A 19,094-nucleotide genomic window follows, 5' to 3' on the forward strand; every position below is an offset into this window, starting at 1 on the left:
TGTGAAAATAAACACTCATAGCTCTATCAAGCCTAATACACAGTGTTCAAGTGATGACTTACATACATTTAATATATCTCCTGTTCGTCATAATGGCTTTACATTGATTGAGTTGATGATAGCACTAGTACTAGGCTTACTAATCTCAGCTGCTGCGCTCCAGATATTTTATACCAGTTCTGTTAACAGCCGCAGGCAAGAAGCAAGCTCACAAATTCAAGACAATGCTACTTTTGGTTTGGCTCAAATGCAGAAACACATTAGGCGCGCAAACTATGGTGCCAAGGCAACAGCCACATTTGATGAATACTTCATGAATCACAGGACCCCTCAAGGCGGTATTGTGCTAACGGCACCAGCTGGTACCAGCTCAGTAAGCGGGGGGCCAAAAAACTGGTTGACGGATAATTTATCAGGTTTGGTACTGAACGGAGCTCAAGTCTCATCAGAGTGGTTGTCACAAAACCAATCATCTAAAAGTAAGAGTAATCTCAATGGCATAGCCAATAGTGATCAGCTAACTATTCAATATCAGGCAGGTTCAGCCACTATGTTTGATTGTGAAGGTGCTGCAATACCAGAAGATTTCTATGTTATTGAGCGTTATTTTGTTCGAGATGCAGGACTGGCATGCGCATCAGCTATTTATAATTACGATCAGTTGGTTGCTGGAAGTAGTACAGGGATTGATATAAAAAATTATACTGTTCCAGGTGAGACAAGTGCAACGACCAATAACTTAACAGGTGAAGGTACGATCATTATTCCTAATGTGGACTATTTTAGAGTCATGCTTGGTATATCGACAAGTACAGATTTTGCGACTGATCCTGCTAGTGCACGTATTGCTTATATGCCGATACCAGCAACTGTTAACACACTCAATAACCAACGTATCTTTGGTGTACAATTCGGTCTGTTAGCACGATCAGACAACCCAACTGCAACAGCGCAAAGTAATAGTGATTTGAGATTCACGATCCTTGATAAAAGTGATCAAAGTTTGAACTCTACAACGGCAGCTGGACCAAAAAACCTGCGTAATGTATACGAAAGCACTGTACTGATTCGCAATGCGAGAGGTGGGTTGTAATGGAAAAACAGATTAAAACAGAACAAAAAATAGTTATTACACACACTATGCATCGTGAGTCTGGTGCAGTACTAATCGTAGTGCTATTGGTATTGGTATTAATACTAATCGTAGGCGCGGTAGCTGTTCGACAGAGTACCACAGACCTTAGAGTAGCGACAGCAGGTCAAGTCAATCAGCTCTTGTTTCAGGCCAACGATGCGGCATTTATGAAAGTAGAAAAAGAAGATCGTGTTCTAAACGGTAGTCAAGATAGCATCGATATTCTCAAGGTTTATATGTCAAATATAGAACGATCTGGACACGAAGTGAGTTTGTGCGTACGACCACGGAGCACTCGATTATTCAGTATCCTTGAAATCAGTGAGCGTAACGAAAATGGTGGTTTGATGGCAAACAAAAACAATGGGTACTGTGACCCTAGTAATAGCGATGACTACGTGAGCGAAGGTCGAGTCATTACACAGTTGTCGTTTGTCAGGTCTGATGACTCAAGTTCAGAAGGTGCATTTGTACGAGAGGTAGTAGCCACCTACTCAGGCGATTTTGCTAAGCCGGAAACTGGTGGTAACGCTACTATTGGTTGTACTAAATTTCAAGGGTACGCAACGTCAGTTATACCGACTTTTTCTGACGTGCCACTTGGTGATTCAAGTAGTACAGGGACGGCGACAATCGCAGGTTGTTTTAAACAACCACGTACAGGAGCGTCTACCGTTGATACCTGCCTTGCTGCATTAAATGTGCCTTTTCAAACGCACCAACAGGAGTATGTAGATCAGCCTAAAGGTGCGGAATGTGTATCTGAGAATTGATCAAACTATATAGCATATGTACAAGTGAGACTTTTTAGAAGATAGACTTAGCTGAAAATAGACAGATCTATTCTATAATCAAATAATACGGGTGGTTATTATGAAAAATGCACGCAAATCTAGAAGTGACACCTCTCACCCTATTGTGAAAGAATGGTCATTGACACTATTGTCAGCTACAGTCATGGCTTGTATGACGAGCGCTGCTAGTCATGCAAGCGATTTGGAAATATATCAGGCACCCACTCAAGGAAGTGTTGTTGTCACCATGATGCTTGACAATTCAGGTAGTATGAACGAAAGAAGCATAGGGGCTGACTATAGTGACAGGTTTAACGTAAACTTTGCTAGCAATGGTCGATACTATTGTAATGTTAGCGGTATCTATCTTACCAATCAGGTTCAGTCTGAGAATAAAACTCAGATTGTCTATGATAATAACGGACTACCAACAACTAGCAGTAAAACCTATTCAGTCAACTACTGTCAATCAGGCACAACAAAGTATTATGATCGAATATCACGCTTAAAGATGGCACTCATGCCTATGTTTGCCAACCCAAAAAGCGATAATGGGTTTGGCTCTGATGCTGATATCAGTAAATACAAAATTGGTTTAGGCAGCTTTTTCTTCCGCTCATCAGATGAAGGCGGTGGTAAGATAGACTCACCAGCAGTAGATCTTACGCTTGATAACAGAAAGGTCTTTTTAGACAAAATCATCGCTCTCAAACCAGAAACCAATACGCCTCTAGCCAATGCCTACGCAGAGGCTGGTGCATATATGCTGGGGACAAAGACGTATACACAAAAAACTGAAGAAGCCAATTATCTGGTTGGCTACTCAGAGGTAAGAAGAATAGGTAGTGGAAAGGGTGCACAGGACAGGTATTATTTATATAAATGTGAAGACTATAAGGCAACTAAGAGTAGTTATGGTAGTTATGAATATTATGATTGTAAGGATGATGATGCCTACGATCGGCTCCAAAACAATAGCAAAAACTTAAATACCAATTTATTGGGTGGCTTCGATCAACAGTTCACAGTAAGTGGTGTTACCTATTACTTCCAAAAACGTGATAGCCAAACACAAAACGATAAATGGAGTGGTTTCTCACTTTCTGTAGACAGCAGCAAAAAAACACCTGACAAGACCAGATATCAGTCACCGATGAGTAGTACTACAGCGCAGTGTGATGCGCATGGTATCTTTATGTTGACGGATGGTGAGCCAAACAACTCATTTACAGAGCAAAGCACCTTAGACCTGATGAACAACAGTTTCTCAGGAGGGTCGAGTTCTATGGGGTCATCTTGTAATTCTGGACTGTCGTCCACTGGGTCAGTATTTGCTTCAAGTGCAGGAAATAAACCTGCATGGGAGTGTATTGGCGAGTACTCTCAGATATTGAATAGCACCAATAATCCAAAGACAATACCAGTCAAAACAGCAGTGGTTGGTTTTGGTAGTGTGTATAAAACCATTGAGAATGCAGATAAAGTCTCTAAGACGTATAATGGTGAAGTGATAAGTGTATACAACTGTGATGCATCAGGTGTTGGTAAAGATGCAAGCAACCTATGTAAGCTTGGCGAAAAAGGATATGGTTATGGTGCAGGTGGTTCTTTCTTCACCAGTGACTCAGTAGGGGTTTCAAATAGTCTTAAGACCTTTGTTAGAGGGTTGGGTGATAATGTTATCGAGCCCATATCAACAGGGACTATGTCAGTACCATTAGATAGCCTTGGTGGTCTTAAATCGCGCGGATTCGCCTATTTGCCGATACTTGAACCAGTACCAAAATCACCATTATTATGGAATGGTAACCTTAAGAAATATAAAGTAAAAAATGCAACGCTTGTAGGTGGAGATAATAATCCTGTGTTTACTAGCGAAGAGGGGGAATTTGCCAAGAATACACATGACTTATGGAATACTCTCTCCGGTGCTCTAAGACCAGATCAGGCCAAGCCACAAGTGGGCGGTGCTTATCAAAAAGTTTTTGAAAACGCGACTCCACCTACTATAGGTAATCGTAATCTATTTGTTGATAGTGGCGATAAGCTCGTCAATCTAACTGTTAGTGCAGATAACAAGCCTAATAACTTTGGTAAACCTAGTACCACACCAAGTCCGCTACCGAACTACACTAATGATCAAAAAATCACCCTTCTAAATTTTATGGGTTATGGCGTGCCAGCAAGTACCATTGTAGAAGATGGTAAAGCACTTGCAACCACTCAAAATAAGTCGCTCAAAAACATCGGTGGAGTACTGCACTCAGTACCACAATTAATTACACAAAAAGTAAACGTAGACGCAGCTGGTAGGTTTGATCTAAGTAGCCGAAAGGATTATGTTCTTTATGGCTCAATGGATGGTGCGCTACATATGCTAGATGACAGTACTGGTGAGGAAACTTTTACCTTTATTCCAAAACAGATACTAGATTTGCAGCCTGCGGCGATTGCTGGTACTGGTTCTGCCAAAGATGGTAGTTATCCATATGGAGTAGATGCGCCTTGGCTCACCTATGCATCATACACAGTAAAGTCGACCACCGAAGGATCAGGAGCAAGTGCACAGACTACAAACAGTTATGAAGCCGCTCAGAGCTTTGCTTTAGGTGGTCTACGTATGGGTGGATCTATGCACTATGCACTAGATGTCTCAAACCCCAAAGCACCTAAAATGATCTATAGTGTAGGTTCAAACTACGCCAATCGTCTAAAAGGGCTGACTACAGATATTAGTGGTGTCAAAAATGGTACTAGCGCTATCACTAGTGTCGCAACAGCAACAGCTGACCAAAAAGCCTATGCTCGTATGGGACAGTCATGGGGTAAGCCGACGCTTGGTTATGTTAAGAGTGGCGGCAAAAAAGTCATGGTGAGTTTTTTACCGGGTGGTTACGACGCTTGTTATGAAAACCCAAACTTTAAGCTATCTACGGTCAATACCGCCAATCTTGCCTGTAGTAATAAGGCGAGTGCACAAGGTAATGCCATGTATATGGTACAAGTGGGCGAAGTCGAAACAAACACGACAAGTAATGAAGAAACCGTAAAAACGTCTGCTGATAATGGCAAGTTACTATGGTGGGCGAGTAATGATGGGGTGGGAACCACCGCTACATCTCGTAGTAGCTCACTACAGTATTCAAAAGCGACAGATTTAAAACACAGTGTGGTAACACAAGTCAGAGCTTTAGATCGTAACTATGACGGTTTTATCGATCATATTTACTTCGCTGATCTAGGTGGGCAAGTATGGCGCGCTGATATTAACAATAATGCAGATACCACCAATTTTAAAGTTGACCGTGTTGTAAAAGTACTTGATGTCAGTGATCAGGTTGCAGGTGATGATGCACCCCCTCGTATCTACGAGCGCCCGTTAATCACATTCCATAATGGTACACATGCTTTCAGAGATGACAGCAACAGTGTAGGTCAGTATTCAGGTGTAGAGGCGATCGTGACAGTGGGTACAGGTGACCGTAGTAACCCTGTAACAGCTACAAGAAACAAGCCCAATGCCCTGTATAGCATTTTAGACAAAGATGTCAGCCGCAATGAGTTGTTTCATTATGGTACAGACCCTGCACCAACATTGAACTTACGTACACCAGTGATTAAAGTTTCTGGAAGTAGCGCAAGAAACGATAAGTTGCAACAGCTTACCTTTACGAGTACGGATTTGGGTACATCGGGTATTAGAGCGCGTATGCAAAACAACACTGTTCAAGGTTGGTATATGCCGTTGACACATTGGCTAGATGAGGATGCAGCAACAGGTGGAAAATATAAGCTAAAAATGTTCAATGAACCAGATGCTATCGCTGGTGTATTAATATCTTCTTCTTTCAATCCAGATGAAGGTCAAGATCCCAATGCATGTAGTGCAGGCGTAATCGGGGAGACACAACGTGAGCGCACCTGCTTACCTTATGGAGTATGCCTTGATAATACAAAAACTGAAATACTGACAGCGCGTTCATCATATAGTGCTGGTTTGGGTATCGTGGACAACATTATTAGTCAATACAATGACACGTCTACTTTCACATCATTAAAAAACTACTGTGAAGACGGTGATTGCGAACCAGACGTTATTTGCACAGGAGATGATTGTAGTGATGTTTACCAGTGCGTAGGCCCTGACTGTGACGCCGATGCTGGTATAAACGTGGATCAACGTATCAACCCATTGAGCTGGATGGAAAACTAAGATGTCATCTTTAAAGAGCAGTCGTCATGACATCAATTCGGGTTTTACGCTGATAGAGCTGATGATCGTTGTGATGATCATCGGCATATTGGCAGCTGTTGCGATACCGAGCTATCGTGCCTATGTTATTCGCAATGCTGAAGCAGATGTACAGCGAAAAATGCTATCTCTCTCCAATGAGCTCGAACAATGGCGTGCCAAAGCACTGACCTATAAGGGTTTTAAGCCACAGTCAGATAATATTGCGGACAGTACAGGCGCGATAAATCAGCCTAGTGATGATCCACGCTATATTATTAGACTTGGGCACCTCACAGGTAATACACCGACGTTTAGCACATTACATGAGGGTGGTGGCCGTGCTAATAACTGGGTAATGATGGCAACACCCGTTGATCTTACTGGTGCGGATAGCTTTAAAATCACTAGCCAAGGTCTGCGTTGTGCAAACAATGTAAACTTTACTATTGCAGCCGCTGATTGTGGAGCAGGGGAAGAGACATGGTAACAGGATCGTTTAAACGGTCTCGATTATCTATCAATAGACAATCGAGACATTCAGGCTTTACACTGATAGAAATTATGATTGTAGTGGCTATCATAGGTGTCCTAGCAGCAGTCGCTTATCCCAGTTATCAAAACTATGTCATAAAGACAAAGCGTGCTGACATGATGAGCGAGATGCAGCAAATCGCCGGGCGGATAGAATCCAACAAAATCAATTACAGACGCTACGACAATATACCGTTGTCTGTTATATTTTCAGGGGCAGTGGCTGCTGACGGTAGTGCTAGGTTCCCAGCATCAGGTTCAGCATTATACACCGTTTCAGCTACTCCAAGAAATGCAGCGAACACACAGTTGGCTGGTAGAAACTGGACGCTCACTGCGACTCCAATAACAGGTAGCCAAATGTCAACAGATGGCACGCTGACACTGGACAGTGCTGGACAAAAATGTAGGGGTACTGTATGTGGTGTAGACGACGAGTGGCAGTAATCGCTTATCATTCAAATTACCTGACAAAAAATGTCAGCTATAATTACGTTAATCTTCGACAATTTACATAAACTGACAATTTTAAGCAATAAACTGGCAATACTATTAACTTCTCCAGTATTGTCCGCTATGTTACTTATTAAAAGCGCTGAATGAGCATGTCTAATAGCTAAGATAGGTCATAAATTAAATGCTACAAAGTGACAAACATTAGTAAGAGTGTTAGTTAAAAGATATAAACGAATATTTTAAGCAGTTACGAGAAGTTGGCACACTACCTGCAACGATACTAGTAAGACAGTAGCTAGATTAGATACTTAGTCTAAACTGACACCTACAATCAGTGGTAGTGATAGCTAAGCAGAACCACGCATCATACTGCCATTATTTTATCGCAAAAGGAGTTCTTATGAACACTCAAAAAGGTTTTACCCTAATCGAACTAATGATCGTTATCGCTATTATCGGTATCTTGGCTGCGATCGCACTACCTGCTTATCAGACATATACTAAAAAAGCGCGTTTTACTGAAGTCGTGCTAGCTGCATCATCAGTGAAAGGTGCCGTTGACACTTGTTTCCAAACGCGTGGTGAAGGTGTTCTAGCAAATTGCGATGAGTTTGCAGAAATTGGTACAATTGCGGCAGAGGCTGCTGCAGGTAGCGAAGTTGATTCAGTTGCAATTAATCCTGTGGATGCTGTAATTACTGCTACTGGTGAAGCCACAGTCGATGCAAGAACCTATACGCTAACACCAACTGCCGCTAACAATTCATTGACATGGGCGGAAGGTGGTACTTGTATCGAAAATGGTCTTTGCTAATAGTATTCCTTTGAGAAATCTGGTGGTATAGATTAAATCACTTATTACCTAATAGTTAAACAATACCCTATTGACCAATGTTGGTAGTAGGGTATTTTTATACCCAGTATTTATATAGATCAATAGGAAGGTATGCTATGTCAAAACAAAAGGGGTTTACCTTAATCGAGCTGATGATTGTCATCGCCATCATTGGTATCCTTGCTGCCATTGCATTGCCTGCCTATGACAATTATGCTAAAAAGACCAAGTTTACTGAGGTGATATTTGCGGCTTCAGCGGTTAAAACAAGTATTGATAGTTGCTTTCAGGGAAGAGGAAATCACATATTGACCAATTGTGATAGCCTTTCTGAAGTAAGTATTGATGCATCTGGAGTGGCATCTGCCAGCAACGTCAATTCCATAACTATTGCTCCCAATACCGCTTTGGTAACGGTGACTGGCGAGCCTAGTGTGAACAGTGAGACGTATACACTACTCCCGACGGTGAGTAATGGCTCACTAAACTGGACCACTGGTGGCACGTGTATCGCTGCAGGCCTTTGTTAACTCTCCGCATATACTAGGACATTAGACACATGGTTCAACAACCCATACGAATTTGGTCAGACTCATTCAGAGCAGCTGCTATCCATCTGTTGGTGAGCTTACTCGTAGTAGGTGCATTAGCACTACTAATATTCAAGGTTTGGTATCCTATGCCATTGGCTACAGCCACTGGTGTGTTTATCATATTTGTTATGGTGTTCGTAGTAGATTTGTTCATTGGACCGTTACTCACGCTAGTTGTTTATAAGAAAAATAAAAAATCACTAGCGTTTGATCTTACCGTAATCGCAATCATTCAGCTTGCAGCGCTTGCTTTTGGTATCTATAGCCTATCGCAAGCCCGTCCAGTATGGTTGAGCTTTTATAACAATCGGTTCGAGGTCGTGAGGCTTAATGATATAGAGAGTGTCTATCTTGAGGAGGCTCCCAAAAAATATACTGAGATGTCACTCACAGGGCCCGAATGGGTAGCAGCAAGACCAGTAGGGGATGCTCAGGAAGTTGAGGATCTAGAGTTTGGCAATAAGCTAGGTGCAAAAATAGCGCATCAACCTGCATTGTACTATCCAATTGAACAAGCATATTCTGAGATAGCAGCAAAAGCTTATGAGTTGTCTAAACTCGAAGCCGCTAATAATAAAATGGATATTAAAAAACATATTAATCAAAACTCGAGAGCAACAGGTTGGTTGCCGTTATGGGGGCAACAAGAGCACATGGTTGTCTTGATTGATGAAAATGGTGTACCCCTGACGGTAGTTGATTTACGTCCTTGGACAGAAGAGCAAATGAACACAGTACTGACATCTACTTTATAATGAAATAAACCCATAAAAAACCACCTAACAGCATATCGCTATTAGGTGGTTTTTTATTGGCTTCATATATTGAGAAACGCTTAAAGAATTATCTCTCAAGATACTGTATTTTACCTTCTACGCCATCCCACTTAGCCGCTTCTGGCATTTGTCCTTTCATCTCAGTAATGTTTGGCCATTTTTGTGCCAACTCTTCATTGAGCTGAGTGAACATCTCTTGATCTTTCGGCACTTCGTCTTCTGAGAAGATCGCATTAGCCGGACACTCAGGCTCGCATAGCGCGCAGTCGATACACTCATCAGGATCGATGACGAGGAAGTTTGGGCCTTCATAAAAGCAGTCCACAGGACAGACTTCTACACAGTCGGTGTATTTGCAAAGAATACAGTTATCTGTAACGACAAAGGTCATAGCGAGGTCTACCTGTTATTGGATTGGCTGATATAGTCAATTTTTAAAAGCGCTACTGCGTCAACTTTACTTGAAGTAAGGTGTATACGTGCAGTCGATCGCATTGCAGCACTTTTAAATTTAATCAACTATAAGGGCTATATAGAATAGTGAAAAAATAAATCGTATTTTAGCGCCTTTGCTACTATTTGACAATTCCCTTTAATGACTAATGATTTTCTTTAGATGATATAGCATATCATGAGCCTGTTTAGGGGTCAGGCTATCAGGATCGATAGCACTCAGCTCGTCTTGTAAGCTAAATAGCTGATTTTGTTTTGGATTATCTATTGCGTCTACCGCTTGCGAAATATGGTTTATCTCGTGATTTAGAGTGTCACCATTATAATCCTTTGCTCGTTTATCCGTTACTGACTTAGCTAATTCATTTTTATCATCAGTAATTTTCTGATTATCTACTTTTAGGTCATCTGTTTTTAGGCTATCCGTTTGTAGATGATCGGCTAAGTAGCGTTTGGCATCATCTAACACTTGAGTGGGAATACCAGCCATTTTTGCGACATGTAATCCAAAGCTAGAGCTTGCTGCACCCTCCTTAATTTTATGAAGGAGTAACAACTGACCATCGACTTCGCTAGCGGCAACATGGACATTACGGATATTGTTGTGATGATCCTCATCGCTGTGTACCAATTGCGTCAGCTCAAAATAATGGGTGGCAAATAATGTCAGGCAACCAATCTCTACTAGGCGATTGATACAAGCGTGCGCAATGGCCAAGCCATCAGTGGTCGCCGTACCGCGTCCGACCTCATCCATTAATACGAGCGATTTATTCGTTGCTTGGTTTAAGATATTAGCGGTTTCTATCATCTCTACCATAAAGGTCGACTTGCCACCTGCCAAATCATCAGCTGAGCCGATGCGGGTAAAAATACGGTCAATATCACCGATATGAGCACTCGCTGCTGGCACAAAGCTACCGCAATGAGCAAGCAAGACAATCAGCGCAGTTTGGCGCATATAAGTGGATTTACCGCCCATATTGGGACCAGTAATCAGAAGCAGTCTTCCAGGATGCCCTTTTTCAGCACTATTAGCACTATCAACATGGGCGCTACCTAGCGTACAGTCATTGGCGACGAAGTGTTTGGTGCTTAATGAATGATTATTGTTGTGGTTGGTGTTATTTTGACTCAATGCGGCTTCGACCACAACGTGACGACCTTGACGAATATCAATGTTGGTTTGATTACGAGCGACTAATTCGTCTTCATCCTTCGACCTATGACCCATGACTGGGCGTTGCCAGTTGTAGGTTATGGCAAGATTGGCCCAGTTACTCAGCACGTCTATCTGGGCAATAGCAGCACTCAGCTGTTGTAGATCAGCCAGACTCTCATTTAATTGATTCAATAGCCCTTGATAGAGCTGTTTTTCACGAGCTAGTGCCAAAGATTGCGCGCTCAGATATTCTGTCTCGACTTCTTTTAGCTCATCGGTGATAAAACGCTCACTACTCTTGAGGGTTTGCCGACGGATAAAATGAGCCGGAGCGTTCTTTGCTTGCATTTTAGGCAGTTCAAAGTAAAAGCCACTGACTTTATTAAAGCCTACCTTTAGGCTGGGTAATTGATTGTCTTGACGAGCCTGTTCTACCATTTTATCTAGGGTGGCTTGGATATTGTCATGGAGGTGAGTGAGGCGATCGAACTCATCGTCATAACCCGCTGCCAGCATGCCACCATCACGTATATGTGCAGGTGGCTCTGTGATGATGGCGCGCTCGATCACTTCAGAGACAGCCTGAACAGCAGGGAGTTGAGCGGGCATTTGCTGCATCAACATCGGTAACAGGCCAGCGTCTTCAGGACTAATTCCCGATGCTGTCAATAGGGTGGTAAGCTGGGAGCTACTAGAGATACCATCGGCGAGCTTGCGCAAATCGCGAGGTTTTGCACTCATCAGTCCGATACGGCTACTAATACGCTCGATATCACCGATGGTATTCAATGTTTCACGTAGGCTGGTTACCAATGAGCTGTCTTTTGGGCTTTGAGTAGCTTGAGTTGAATTGCTATCGGTATTGAGTAGACATGCTATCGTGTCTAGACGCATATTAATATGTGAATGTTGGCGAAGCGGACGCTTCATCTGCTGCATGAGCAGTCGCTTGCCCATTGGCGTCTGGCAGTAGTTTAGAACCGATATCAAAGACGTACCGCTGCTACTAACAGGGGTAAATAGCTCAAGGTTTTTCTGGCTATTAGCATCGATAATCAGATAGTCATCACTATGCTCAACGATGAGCTGATTGACCTGTGGCACATGCCGCTGCTGAGTCTGCCGTGCGTAGTGAATCAGTGCAGCGCAACTAGATTGCGCCAGCACATTGTCCGCAATACCCAGACCATCAAGACGCTGTATTTCGAACTGCTGACAAAGTGTGTCACTAGCGTGCCCACGATGAAAGTCATTGGCAGCGACCTCTATGATGGGGCAGTCAAGATGCTGCCGTAACCATAGCATCCATTCTGTATCATTGCTTCCAATGCTGCCGCTAATGCTATCGCCAAATGCTTCGCTAATGATACATTCACTAGGTGCAAACCGTGCCAACACCGTCAACATCTGCGTCTGCAAGCTATCTGCATCGTCTTTGTCAGCACTCAAGGTTTGCGTGGTTAGGGTGCCAGCGGCCAAGTCCATTTGACTGACTGCTGCCTGTATGGTCTGGCTGCTATCTTGATTTTTTACACTAGCAATATCGATAGCGACTACAGTAGGTGTATGGTTTGGCGCAATGAGTGCATCATCAGTAATAGTTCCTGCTGTGAGTGTTTTGACAACTTCGCGGCGCATGATGCTACCAGCCGCCGACTTACCTTTACTCTTTTTTTGTTTGTCACCCATGCTAGGTAAGCTGGCGTTATCGTCAGCGGCAGGGCTACTGACAGCGTCGTCTACTTGCTCACAGACCACTACCGTTTGCCCAGCCGCGATCAAGCGTGCCATATAGCTATCGGCTGCATGGAAAGGAACTCCTGCCATCGCTATTGTATTACCTGCTTTGTCATTACCGCGGCGAGTGAGTGTGATATCTAATATTTGCGCAGCGCGCTTGGCATCATCGAAGAACAGCTCATAGAAGTCACCCATCCGGTATAGCAGCAGTGCTTGTGGATAGTTGGCTTTCATGGTTAGATATTGCACCATCATCGGTGTATGGTCTGATAGATTATAGACAGCATCGCCTATGCTCAACTGGTTAGAGGTCTCTTGTTTTAATAAGAGTTTTTCCGATGAATTAGGATTTGACGACTGATTTTGTACAGCTGGCTTTACGGTCATGCAGAGTCTCTTATAGTACTTTAATGAGTTGTAATGAGTATTTTGTGATAGGGGTGCTAAAGAATCATTTGTCTTATGCCCAAGTTTTATAGATAGCTTCGGCTTTATCAAGAAGCCTGTCACTTATAGATAAATAGCTTAACGATAAATTTTAAGCTAAGACGCAGAGGTAGTAAGCGTATAAAAATCGAACTATGTCAAACAAACAAAGGCACTGAAAAAGCTAAGAAATTTAAGAAAGTACTCACTATTTTAACACGTCCTGCGTGGTTTTTACCGCGGCAAATATCTACTCACTGCCCTTGTATCCATCAGCGCCATAACCATATATAATGACGGCACACTTAATTGGGCGATACTAAATTAGGTAGTACTTAGTCGAATAAAGACAAGGCCGCGAGCTAAGCTTTGGCTAATGCGCACTAATTATCGAATATTCCATAGGTCAAAAAATTATGTTATCAAAGATTATAGGCAGTGTGGTTGGCACTAAAAATGACCGCGAATTAAAACGCATGCGTAAAGTGGTCAGTAAGATCAACGCAAAAGAGGCTGAAATACAAGTCCTGTCTGATGAGCAACTACAACAAAAAACCGAAGAGTTTAAAGCGCGCCATCAAAAAGGCGAAAGCTTAGATGCACTATTGCCAGAGGCGTTTGCCGTTTGCCGCGAAGCATCATTACGTGTGAATGGTATGCGTCACTACGACGTGCAGCTGATCGGTGGTATCACCTTGCACGAAGGCAAAATCGCTGAGATGAAAACAGGCGAAGGTAAAACCCTGATGGGTACTTTGGCGATGTACCTAAACGCTATCAGTGGTAAAGGCGTCCATCTGGTCACGGTTAACGATTATTTGGCTGCTCGTGATGCTGAGCTAAACCGCCCACTATTTGGGTTTTTGGGTATGACCGTTGGTGTTATTTATTCGCAGCAGCCGCCACAAGAAAAAATCAATGCTTACCAAGCAGACATTACCTATGGTACCAATAACGAGTACGGTTTTGATTACTTGCGCGATAACATGGTGTTCAAGCTAGAAGAGAAGAAACAGCGCGCACTAAATTTCTGTATTATTGATGAGATTGACTCAATCTTAATTGATGAAGCACGTACACCGCTCATTATTTCGGGTCAAGCTGAAGATTCATCACGCATGTATGCGCTGATCAACACCATTATTCCTGTGCTGATCCGCTCAAAAGATGAAGAAGCCAACAAGAATAACGAAGAAGAAGATTTTTGGATTGACGAAAAAAATCGCCAGATTGAGATTAGCGAAAAAGGCTATGAGAAAATTGAGCGCTTCTTAATCGAAGTAGGTGAGCTTGGTGAAAACGAAAGCCTGTATAGCCCAAGCCGCTTGCCACTATTGGCTCACGTTCAGGCCGCCATTCGTGCGCATCATGTCTTTGTCAAAAACGTCCATTATATCGTCGATGAAGGCGAAGTGGTCATCGTTGATGAGAATACCGGTCGTACGATGCCTGGTCGCCGTTGGTCAGAAGGTCTACATCAAGCAGTAGAAGCGAAAGAAAGTGTGGAGATTCAAGCAGAGAACCAAACGCTTGCAACGACGACGTTCCAGAACTACTTCCGTCTGTATGACAAACTGTCTGGTATGACGGGTACTGCTGATACCGAAGCAGCAGAATTTAAGTCTACCTATGATCTAGATGTCATCGTCATTCCAACGCATGAGCCCATTGCTCGTATTGATATGGATGATCAGATTTTCTTAACAAAGTTAGGAAAGTACAAAGGTATCATCCGTGAGATTAAAGAAATTCAGGAAAAAGGTGCGCCAGTATTGGTTGGTACGGCGACGATTGAGGCCAGTGAGGAGTTGTCTTACTTACTCGATCAAGGAGGCGTCAAGCATAACGTTCTAAACGCCAAGCAGCATGAACGTGAAGCGGAAATCATCGCGCAAGCAGGTAGTCCAAAATCAGTCACGATTGCAACCAACATGGCAGGTCGTGGTACGGATATTATCTTAGGCGGTAACTGGCAATCCTTTATCGAAGATATTGATGCGGTCAGCCCAGAGGAGATGCAGCGTCTAAAAGCCCAGTGGCAAGTCAAGCACGATCAAGTTGTGGCCGCTGGTGGTTTGCATATTATTGGTTCTGAGCGCCATGAGTCACGCCGTATCGATAACCAGTTACGTGGCCGTGCTGGTCGTCAAGGTGACCCTGGTATGTCACGCTTTTTCTTATCGCTTGAAGATGACTTGATGCGTATTTTTGCAGGCGATCGCGTGGTCAACATGATGCGCGCAATGGGTCTAAAAGAAGACGAAGCTATCGAGCATAAGATGGTGTCTAGATCGATTGAGAACGCACAGGGTAAGGTTGAGAGCCGCGATTTTGATGCTCGCAAAAATCTATTGAAGTATGATGACGTCGCCAATGAGCAGCGTAAAGTGATTTATGGTCAGCGTGATGATCTGCTGGCTGAGATGGAGCTATTAGAGGCCATCGAAGTGATGCATAAAGAAGTCTACAATGCGATGATTAATCAGTTTATTCCGCCTGGTTCTATTGATGATCAGTGGAACGTCGATGGACTAGAAGATGAGCTTGAGGATGAGTTCAAGATCACAATGCCGATCAATGACTGGTTAGATGAAGACCGCCGACTGGATGAAGAAGGGCTACGTGAGAAAATCGTTCAGACGGCGATAGATCGTTATCACAGTCGCCGTGAGCAGATGGGTGAGCAAGACGCAGCTCAGCTTGAGCGTCACTTTATGCTACAAAGCCTAGATAAGCATTGGAAAGAGCATTTGACACAGATGGATCAGCTGCGTAAAGGGATTCATTTGCGGGGATATGCGCAGAAAAACCCTGAGCAAGAGTATAAGCGTGAGTCGTTTGAGCTGTTCCAGATGATGCTGGGCGCAATCAAGTCTGAAACCGTACAGGACTTGTCACGTGTCCATATTCCAACCAAAGAAGAGCTAGAAGCACTCGAAGCTCAGCAGCGCGAAAATGCCGCGCATATGCAGATGCAGTTCGAGCATGATGATGTCGATAACTTAGATAGCAGTGCGAATAGTGCCACCGCTCAGCCGCAACCACAGAACCGCAATACTGCTGGTGCAGCAGCAGCTGGCGTGAGTGCCGCTATCGCAGGCAACCCGAGTGATGCCAATGAACCAAACCCGTACGCTGGTATGAATATCAGTCGCAATGCCCCTTGTCCTTGTGGTTCAGGCCTCAAGTATAAGCAGTGTCACGGCAAGATCTAAGGATTGGTCATCATAAAGCAATACCTTTGAGCTGAAAAAAAAAGCCCTTATCTAAATCAGATAAGGGCTTTTTTATGTGAATACGAAGCTTTCTTGCACTGACATTTATTCTTATATGTCTGGCAGACAATTTGTATTGATTATTTACAAATTCAGCATAGGCGCGAATTTGCGGACACGCTATAGTGTTTAGCATATCTATTTGGGAGAGAGTTATGAGTTTAGAATTATTAAAACAGTTGCGGACTTCAGTAGCGTTGACAGGACTGCTAGCTGGTGCATTGACGATCAGCGCCTGTCAGCAACAATCAGAGCCAGAAGCAAGTATGGAAGGCGTTAGTACAGAAGAGTCTGTGCCTATGTCTGCTGAGCCTGCTGAACCGAGTGACGTTGTGGTCAATAGCGAAGATGCCTCACTCAATGAAGTAGAGGATGACACGGTTGCTTCTGTTAATAGCGGCGTGACACAGATACTATATTTGTGCTCGCCTGAGTTGAAAGTTGATGCAACCTACAAGGAAGAAACCAATCAAGTGGTAGTTGCAACTGACATGGGTACAGTAACATTGAATCAAACCAATGAAGGTACTAACCCTGAAGTGTTTGAAGTCGCAACATCGATTGATGGTGGTCAAGGATTCACTCAGTGGCGCGTCGCCCACGAAGCGCGTGATACAGGTGTGATGCGTACTGCTGGCACTGATGAGGCAAACGTTGATACTTTTGAATGTAACAAAGTCTCATAGTCAAGCATTAGAGGTTTTAGAACAAACAGCAAGTAATAAAAAGCAACGCGAGTAAGCGTTGCTTTTTATTGTCTGTAGCTTTTGCAGGCTAATAAACAAAAAGTCAGCCTCTCATCTATTTCAAACGAGTAGTGCCATTATTCTGTGACTCGTGCGCTAAGAATCCTTCTTCAGTGACGTCTAGCTCTTCATGCTTGAGCTCTACTTGAATGCTATCGGTATGTACGTGCGTGCTCTTATTGACGTCGATTTCTTGAATAGCATAAGTGTCTTTAGTAACCGTAGCTACTTGACGTGATAAAACAATTTCAATTGGCTCATCACCGATCTCTATTTGTTTACCATTAATAGTCACTACTGCCTTACTGTCTAGTGATGGCTCGACATGACGTAATATATCTTTTTCATCATAGTTACCTGAGAGCAGATCTTGACTCTCTGTATCGTGATACTCAGTACGAACAGTAATATATTCTTCTATAAGCTCAATAGGTACGTTGATTGTTTTTGTGCGCGCGTGTTTGGTGACAGTTACTTTACCCACATCTAAGCGCTCTTTATTAACAACTGGTCGTTCTTCTAATAGCTCTAGATGCCCAAAATTAACTACGTTCGATGTGTTGTCAGTTGATAGCTGTTGCTCATTGTCTAAATTGTCTTGGTATAGATCGCTATTGTTATTATCAGTAGACATGGTTATTTCCTTATTGTATGCGAGCAATGGATGATAGGCTTTTGAAATTATTTATAGTATATAAGATACTAAATATAGCGAGTATCTCTCAGTATAAATCGTGCAACAGATCACACAGAAAATTCTTGAGAGAAAGAATTAATCCATAAAAAAGACCAGAGTATAACTCCGGTCTCTTTATTAAATATAAGCGTGTATTTACTTTATAGATTACATACCACGAGCACGTCGTACGTCATCTGCAGTGATATCATCACGGTTTACTAGGTTACCTTCACGATCAACTACGTTGCCATTGTTGTCCACGTCTAGCTCTTCACGTTGGATAGTTTCAACAAGAGTCTCTGTATGACGATCTGTTGTTTTACCAACGTTTACTTCTTCAGTTACGTAAGTTTCTTTAGCCACACGAGCGCGTTCTGCTTCTAGCTCAACTTCTACTGTTTCGTTTACATCTACGTCACCGATACGGCGATCTGTTGGACGATCGACACTAGTGCGCTGGATATCAGCATGTTCTTCTTCTAACTCTACTTCAACATTGCGCTCTTCAGTTACGACGTGTTTGCCTACTTTTACTAGGCCAGCTACGATGCGGTCTTTATTTACTGTTAGACGCTCTTCTAAAAGCTCTAATGTATTTGGTGCATCATAAGAATGGTCTGCGATGTCTACACGCTCTTCAGCTGGTAGGGTATCAGCAGTAAAGGTTTGACGATCTTTTTCATACTGCTCTTTGTAACTGTACTGATAGTCATGGTCGTATGCTTCCATCGCCTCTACTTGTGATTTAGTCAAACTATCAAAGAATACGTCGTCACCTACAATACGTGCTAAACCTGCTGGTACTAGTACTTCTTTTGAGCTGAACCAACCACCTGCATCAACGATCAAATAGCGAATGCGACCAGTAGTGTCTTCTACTAGGGCACCTTCAATTTTACCGATCTTTTCTTCATTCACACCGTAAGCGGTTTTTTCTGTTGGATCATAATAGTCATCACCGATTAAGTCGCGGTGAGTGGCTTGGATATCTTTTAAACGGATTAGCTGGCTCATTATTGTCTTCCTTTTATATGAGTTTATAGTTTTAAAATTAATAGTTATTTTTAAGTTTTAACGCAATATCATTTGTATTACAAAGTTAGGATTGAACTATTGGAATAGCCCTCTCATCAACTTGTAGCTATCCTAACACCATGATTTTGGATGAGATATATGAGCAAGGTAGCAAAGTGTGCACTTGCCGTAATTGCGTGTAATAGGCTGTAAGTGCGATAACAGAGAAGGAGGTACAAGTTAAC

At 42.9% G+C, this 19,094-nt stretch carries 14 protein-coding genes; 10 read left to right on the forward strand and 4 right to left on the reverse strand.

What is annotated here, in order from left to right; genetic code table 11:
* Position 1: 1 nt before the first annotated feature.
* The 8 genes from AC5JPT_RS10825 (at position 2) to tfpZ (ending at position 9,333) form a co-directional block, all read left to right on the forward strand.
* On the forward strand, positions 2 to 1,093 hold the full coding sequence (locus tag AC5JPT_RS10825) for a PilW family protein (RefSeq protein ID WP_493858094.1): 1,092 nt from the start codon (positions 2 to 4) through the stop codon (positions 1,091 to 1,093).
* Positions 1,093 to 1,908 carry a PilX N-terminal domain-containing pilus assembly protein gene (locus AC5JPT_RS10830; protein WP_493858095.1) on the forward strand — a complete coding sequence of 272 codons (816 nt, stop codon included), beginning with the start codon at positions 1,093 to 1,095 and terminating at the stop codon, positions 1,906 to 1,908. Before AC5JPT_RS10825 ends, AC5JPT_RS10830 begins: the two co-directional genes overlap by 1 nt.
* Before the next feature lie 100 nt (positions 1,909 to 2,008).
* Positions 2,009 to 6,142 carry a pilus assembly protein gene (locus AC5JPT_RS10835; protein WP_493858096.1) on the forward strand — a complete coding sequence of 1,378 codons (4,134 nt, stop codon included), beginning with the start codon at positions 2,009 to 2,011 and terminating at the stop codon, positions 6,140 to 6,142.
* A gap of 1 nt (position 6,143) precedes the next feature.
* Positions 6,144 to 6,650 carry a type IV pilin protein gene (locus AC5JPT_RS10840; RefSeq protein ID WP_493858097.1) on the forward strand — a complete coding sequence of 169 codons (507 nt, stop codon included), beginning with the start codon at positions 6,144 to 6,146 and terminating at the stop codon, positions 6,648 to 6,650.
* A complete protein-coding gene (locus AC5JPT_RS10845; protein WP_493858098.1) occupies positions 6,644 to 7,141 on the forward strand; it encodes a type IV pilin protein in 498 nt (165 codons plus the stop codon). Before AC5JPT_RS10840 ends, AC5JPT_RS10845 begins: the two co-directional genes overlap by 7 nt.
* A gap of 409 nt (positions 7,142 to 7,550) precedes the next feature.
* On the forward strand, positions 7,551 to 7,964 hold the full coding sequence (locus AC5JPT_RS10850) for a pilin (RefSeq protein ID WP_493858099.1): 414 nt from the start codon (positions 7,551 to 7,553) through the stop codon (positions 7,962 to 7,964).
* 137 nt (positions 7,965 to 8,101) lie between these two features.
* A complete protein-coding gene (locus AC5JPT_RS10855) occupies positions 8,102 to 8,515 on the forward strand; it encodes a pilin (protein WP_493858100.1) in 414 nt (137 codons plus the stop codon).
* Positions 8,516 to 8,544: 29 nt separating this feature from the next.
* Complete coding sequence (gene tfpZ / locus AC5JPT_RS10860) at positions 8,545 to 9,333, forward strand: TfpX/TfpZ family type IV pilin accessory protein (protein WP_493858101.1); 789 nt, start codon at positions 8,545 to 8,547, stop codon at positions 9,331 to 9,333.
* Positions 9,334 to 9,421: 88 nt separating this feature from the next.
* Here the strand turns inward: tfpZ and fdxA are convergent, their stop codons facing one another.
* Both fdxA and mutS read right to left on the reverse strand, forming a co-directional pair.
* Positions 9,422 to 9,745 carry a ferredoxin FdxA gene (gene fdxA / locus AC5JPT_RS10865; RefSeq protein ID WP_194363584.1) on the reverse strand — a complete coding sequence of 108 codons (324 nt, stop codon included), beginning with the start codon at positions 9,743 to 9,745 and terminating at the stop codon, positions 9,422 to 9,424.
* A 201-nt stretch (positions 9,746 to 9,946) separates the two neighbouring features.
* Positions 9,947 to 13,096, reverse strand: a complete 3,150-nt coding sequence (gene mutS / locus AC5JPT_RS10870; protein ID WP_493858102.1) for a DNA mismatch repair protein MutS — start codon at positions 13,094 to 13,096, stop codon at positions 9,947 to 9,949.
* 455 nt (positions 13,097 to 13,551) lie between these two features.
* Between mutS and secA the strand changes: the two genes are divergently transcribed.
* The gene (secA, locus tag AC5JPT_RS10875) at positions 13,552 to 16,350 is read left to right on the forward strand and encodes a preprotein translocase subunit SecA (protein ID WP_493858103.1); all 2,799 of its coding nucleotides are present in this window, start codon (positions 13,552 to 13,554) and stop codon (positions 16,348 to 16,350) included.
* Between the two features lie 215 nt (positions 16,351 to 16,565).
* The gene (locus AC5JPT_RS10880; RefSeq protein ID WP_493858104.1) at positions 16,566 to 17,096 is read left to right on the forward strand and encodes a hypothetical protein; all 531 of its coding nucleotides are present in this window, start codon (positions 16,566 to 16,568) and stop codon (positions 17,094 to 17,096) included.
* A 115-nt stretch (positions 17,097 to 17,211) separates the two neighbouring features.
* On the opposite strand, the gene AC5JPT_RS10885 is transcribed toward AC5JPT_RS10880, so the two are convergent.
* Together AC5JPT_RS10885 and AC5JPT_RS10890 are read right to left on the reverse strand one after the other, a co-directional pair.
* The gene (locus AC5JPT_RS10885) at positions 17,212 to 17,790 is read right to left on the reverse strand and encodes a YsnF/AvaK domain-containing protein (protein ID WP_493858105.1); all 579 of its coding nucleotides are present in this window, start codon (positions 17,788 to 17,790) and stop codon (positions 17,212 to 17,214) included.
* Positions 17,791 to 18,000: 210 nt separating this feature from the next.
* Complete coding sequence (locus AC5JPT_RS10890) at positions 18,001 to 18,849, reverse strand: DUF2382 domain-containing protein (protein WP_493858106.1); 849 nt, start codon at positions 18,847 to 18,849, stop codon at positions 18,001 to 18,003.
* Positions 18,850 to 19,094: the final 245 nt, after the last annotated feature.

This window comes from Psychrobacter sp. H26, assembly GCF_059073035.1.

What these genes read in the sequence shown, in the direction of transcription:
- tfpZ (WP_493858101.1), top strand. Translation starts at nt 8,545, where the DNA reads ATGGTTCAACAACCCATACGAATTTGGTCAGACTCATTCAGAGCAGCT.
- AC5JPT_RS10840 (WP_493858097.1), top strand. Translation starts at nt 6,144, where the DNA reads ATGTCATCTTTAAAGAGCAGTCGTCATGACATCAATTCGGGTTTTACG.
- AC5JPT_RS10855 (WP_493858100.1), top strand. Translation starts at nt 8,102, where the DNA reads ATGTCAAAACAAAAGGGGTTTACCTTAATCGAGCTGATGATTGTCATC.
- AC5JPT_RS10850 (WP_493858099.1), top strand. Translation starts at nt 7,551, where the DNA reads ATGAACACTCAAAAAGGTTTTACCCTAATCGAACTAATGATCGTTATC.
- secA (WP_493858103.1), top strand. Translation starts at nt 13,552, where the DNA reads ATGTTATCAAAGATTATAGGCAGTGTGGTTGGCACTAAAAATGACCGC.
- mutS (WP_493858102.1), bottom strand. Translation starts at nt 13,096, where the DNA reads ATGACCGTAAAGCCAGCTGTACAAAATCAGTCGTCAAATCCTAATTCA.
- fdxA (WP_194363584.1), bottom strand. Translation starts at nt 9,745, where the DNA reads ATGACCTTTGTCGTTACAGATAACTGTATTCTTTGCAAATACACCGAC.
- AC5JPT_RS10880 (WP_493858104.1), top strand. Translation starts at nt 16,566, where the DNA reads ATGAGTTTAGAATTATTAAAACAGTTGCGGACTTCAGTAGCGTTGACA.
- AC5JPT_RS10845 (WP_493858098.1), top strand. Translation starts at nt 6,644, where the DNA reads ATGGTAACAGGATCGTTTAAACGGTCTCGATTATCTATCAATAGACAA.
- AC5JPT_RS10885 (WP_493858105.1), bottom strand. Translation starts at nt 17,790, where the DNA reads ATGTCTACTGATAATAACAATAGCGATCTATACCAAGACAATTTAGAC.
- AC5JPT_RS10835 (WP_493858096.1), top strand. Translation starts at nt 2,009, where the DNA reads ATGAAAAATGCACGCAAATCTAGAAGTGACACCTCTCACCCTATTGTG.
- AC5JPT_RS10890 (WP_493858106.1), bottom strand. Translation starts at nt 18,849, where the DNA reads ATGAGCCAGCTAATCCGTTTAAAAGATATCCAAGCCACTCACCGCGAC.
- AC5JPT_RS10830 (WP_493858095.1), top strand. Translation starts at nt 1,093, where the DNA reads ATGGAAAAACAGATTAAAACAGAACAAAAAATAGTTATTACACACACT.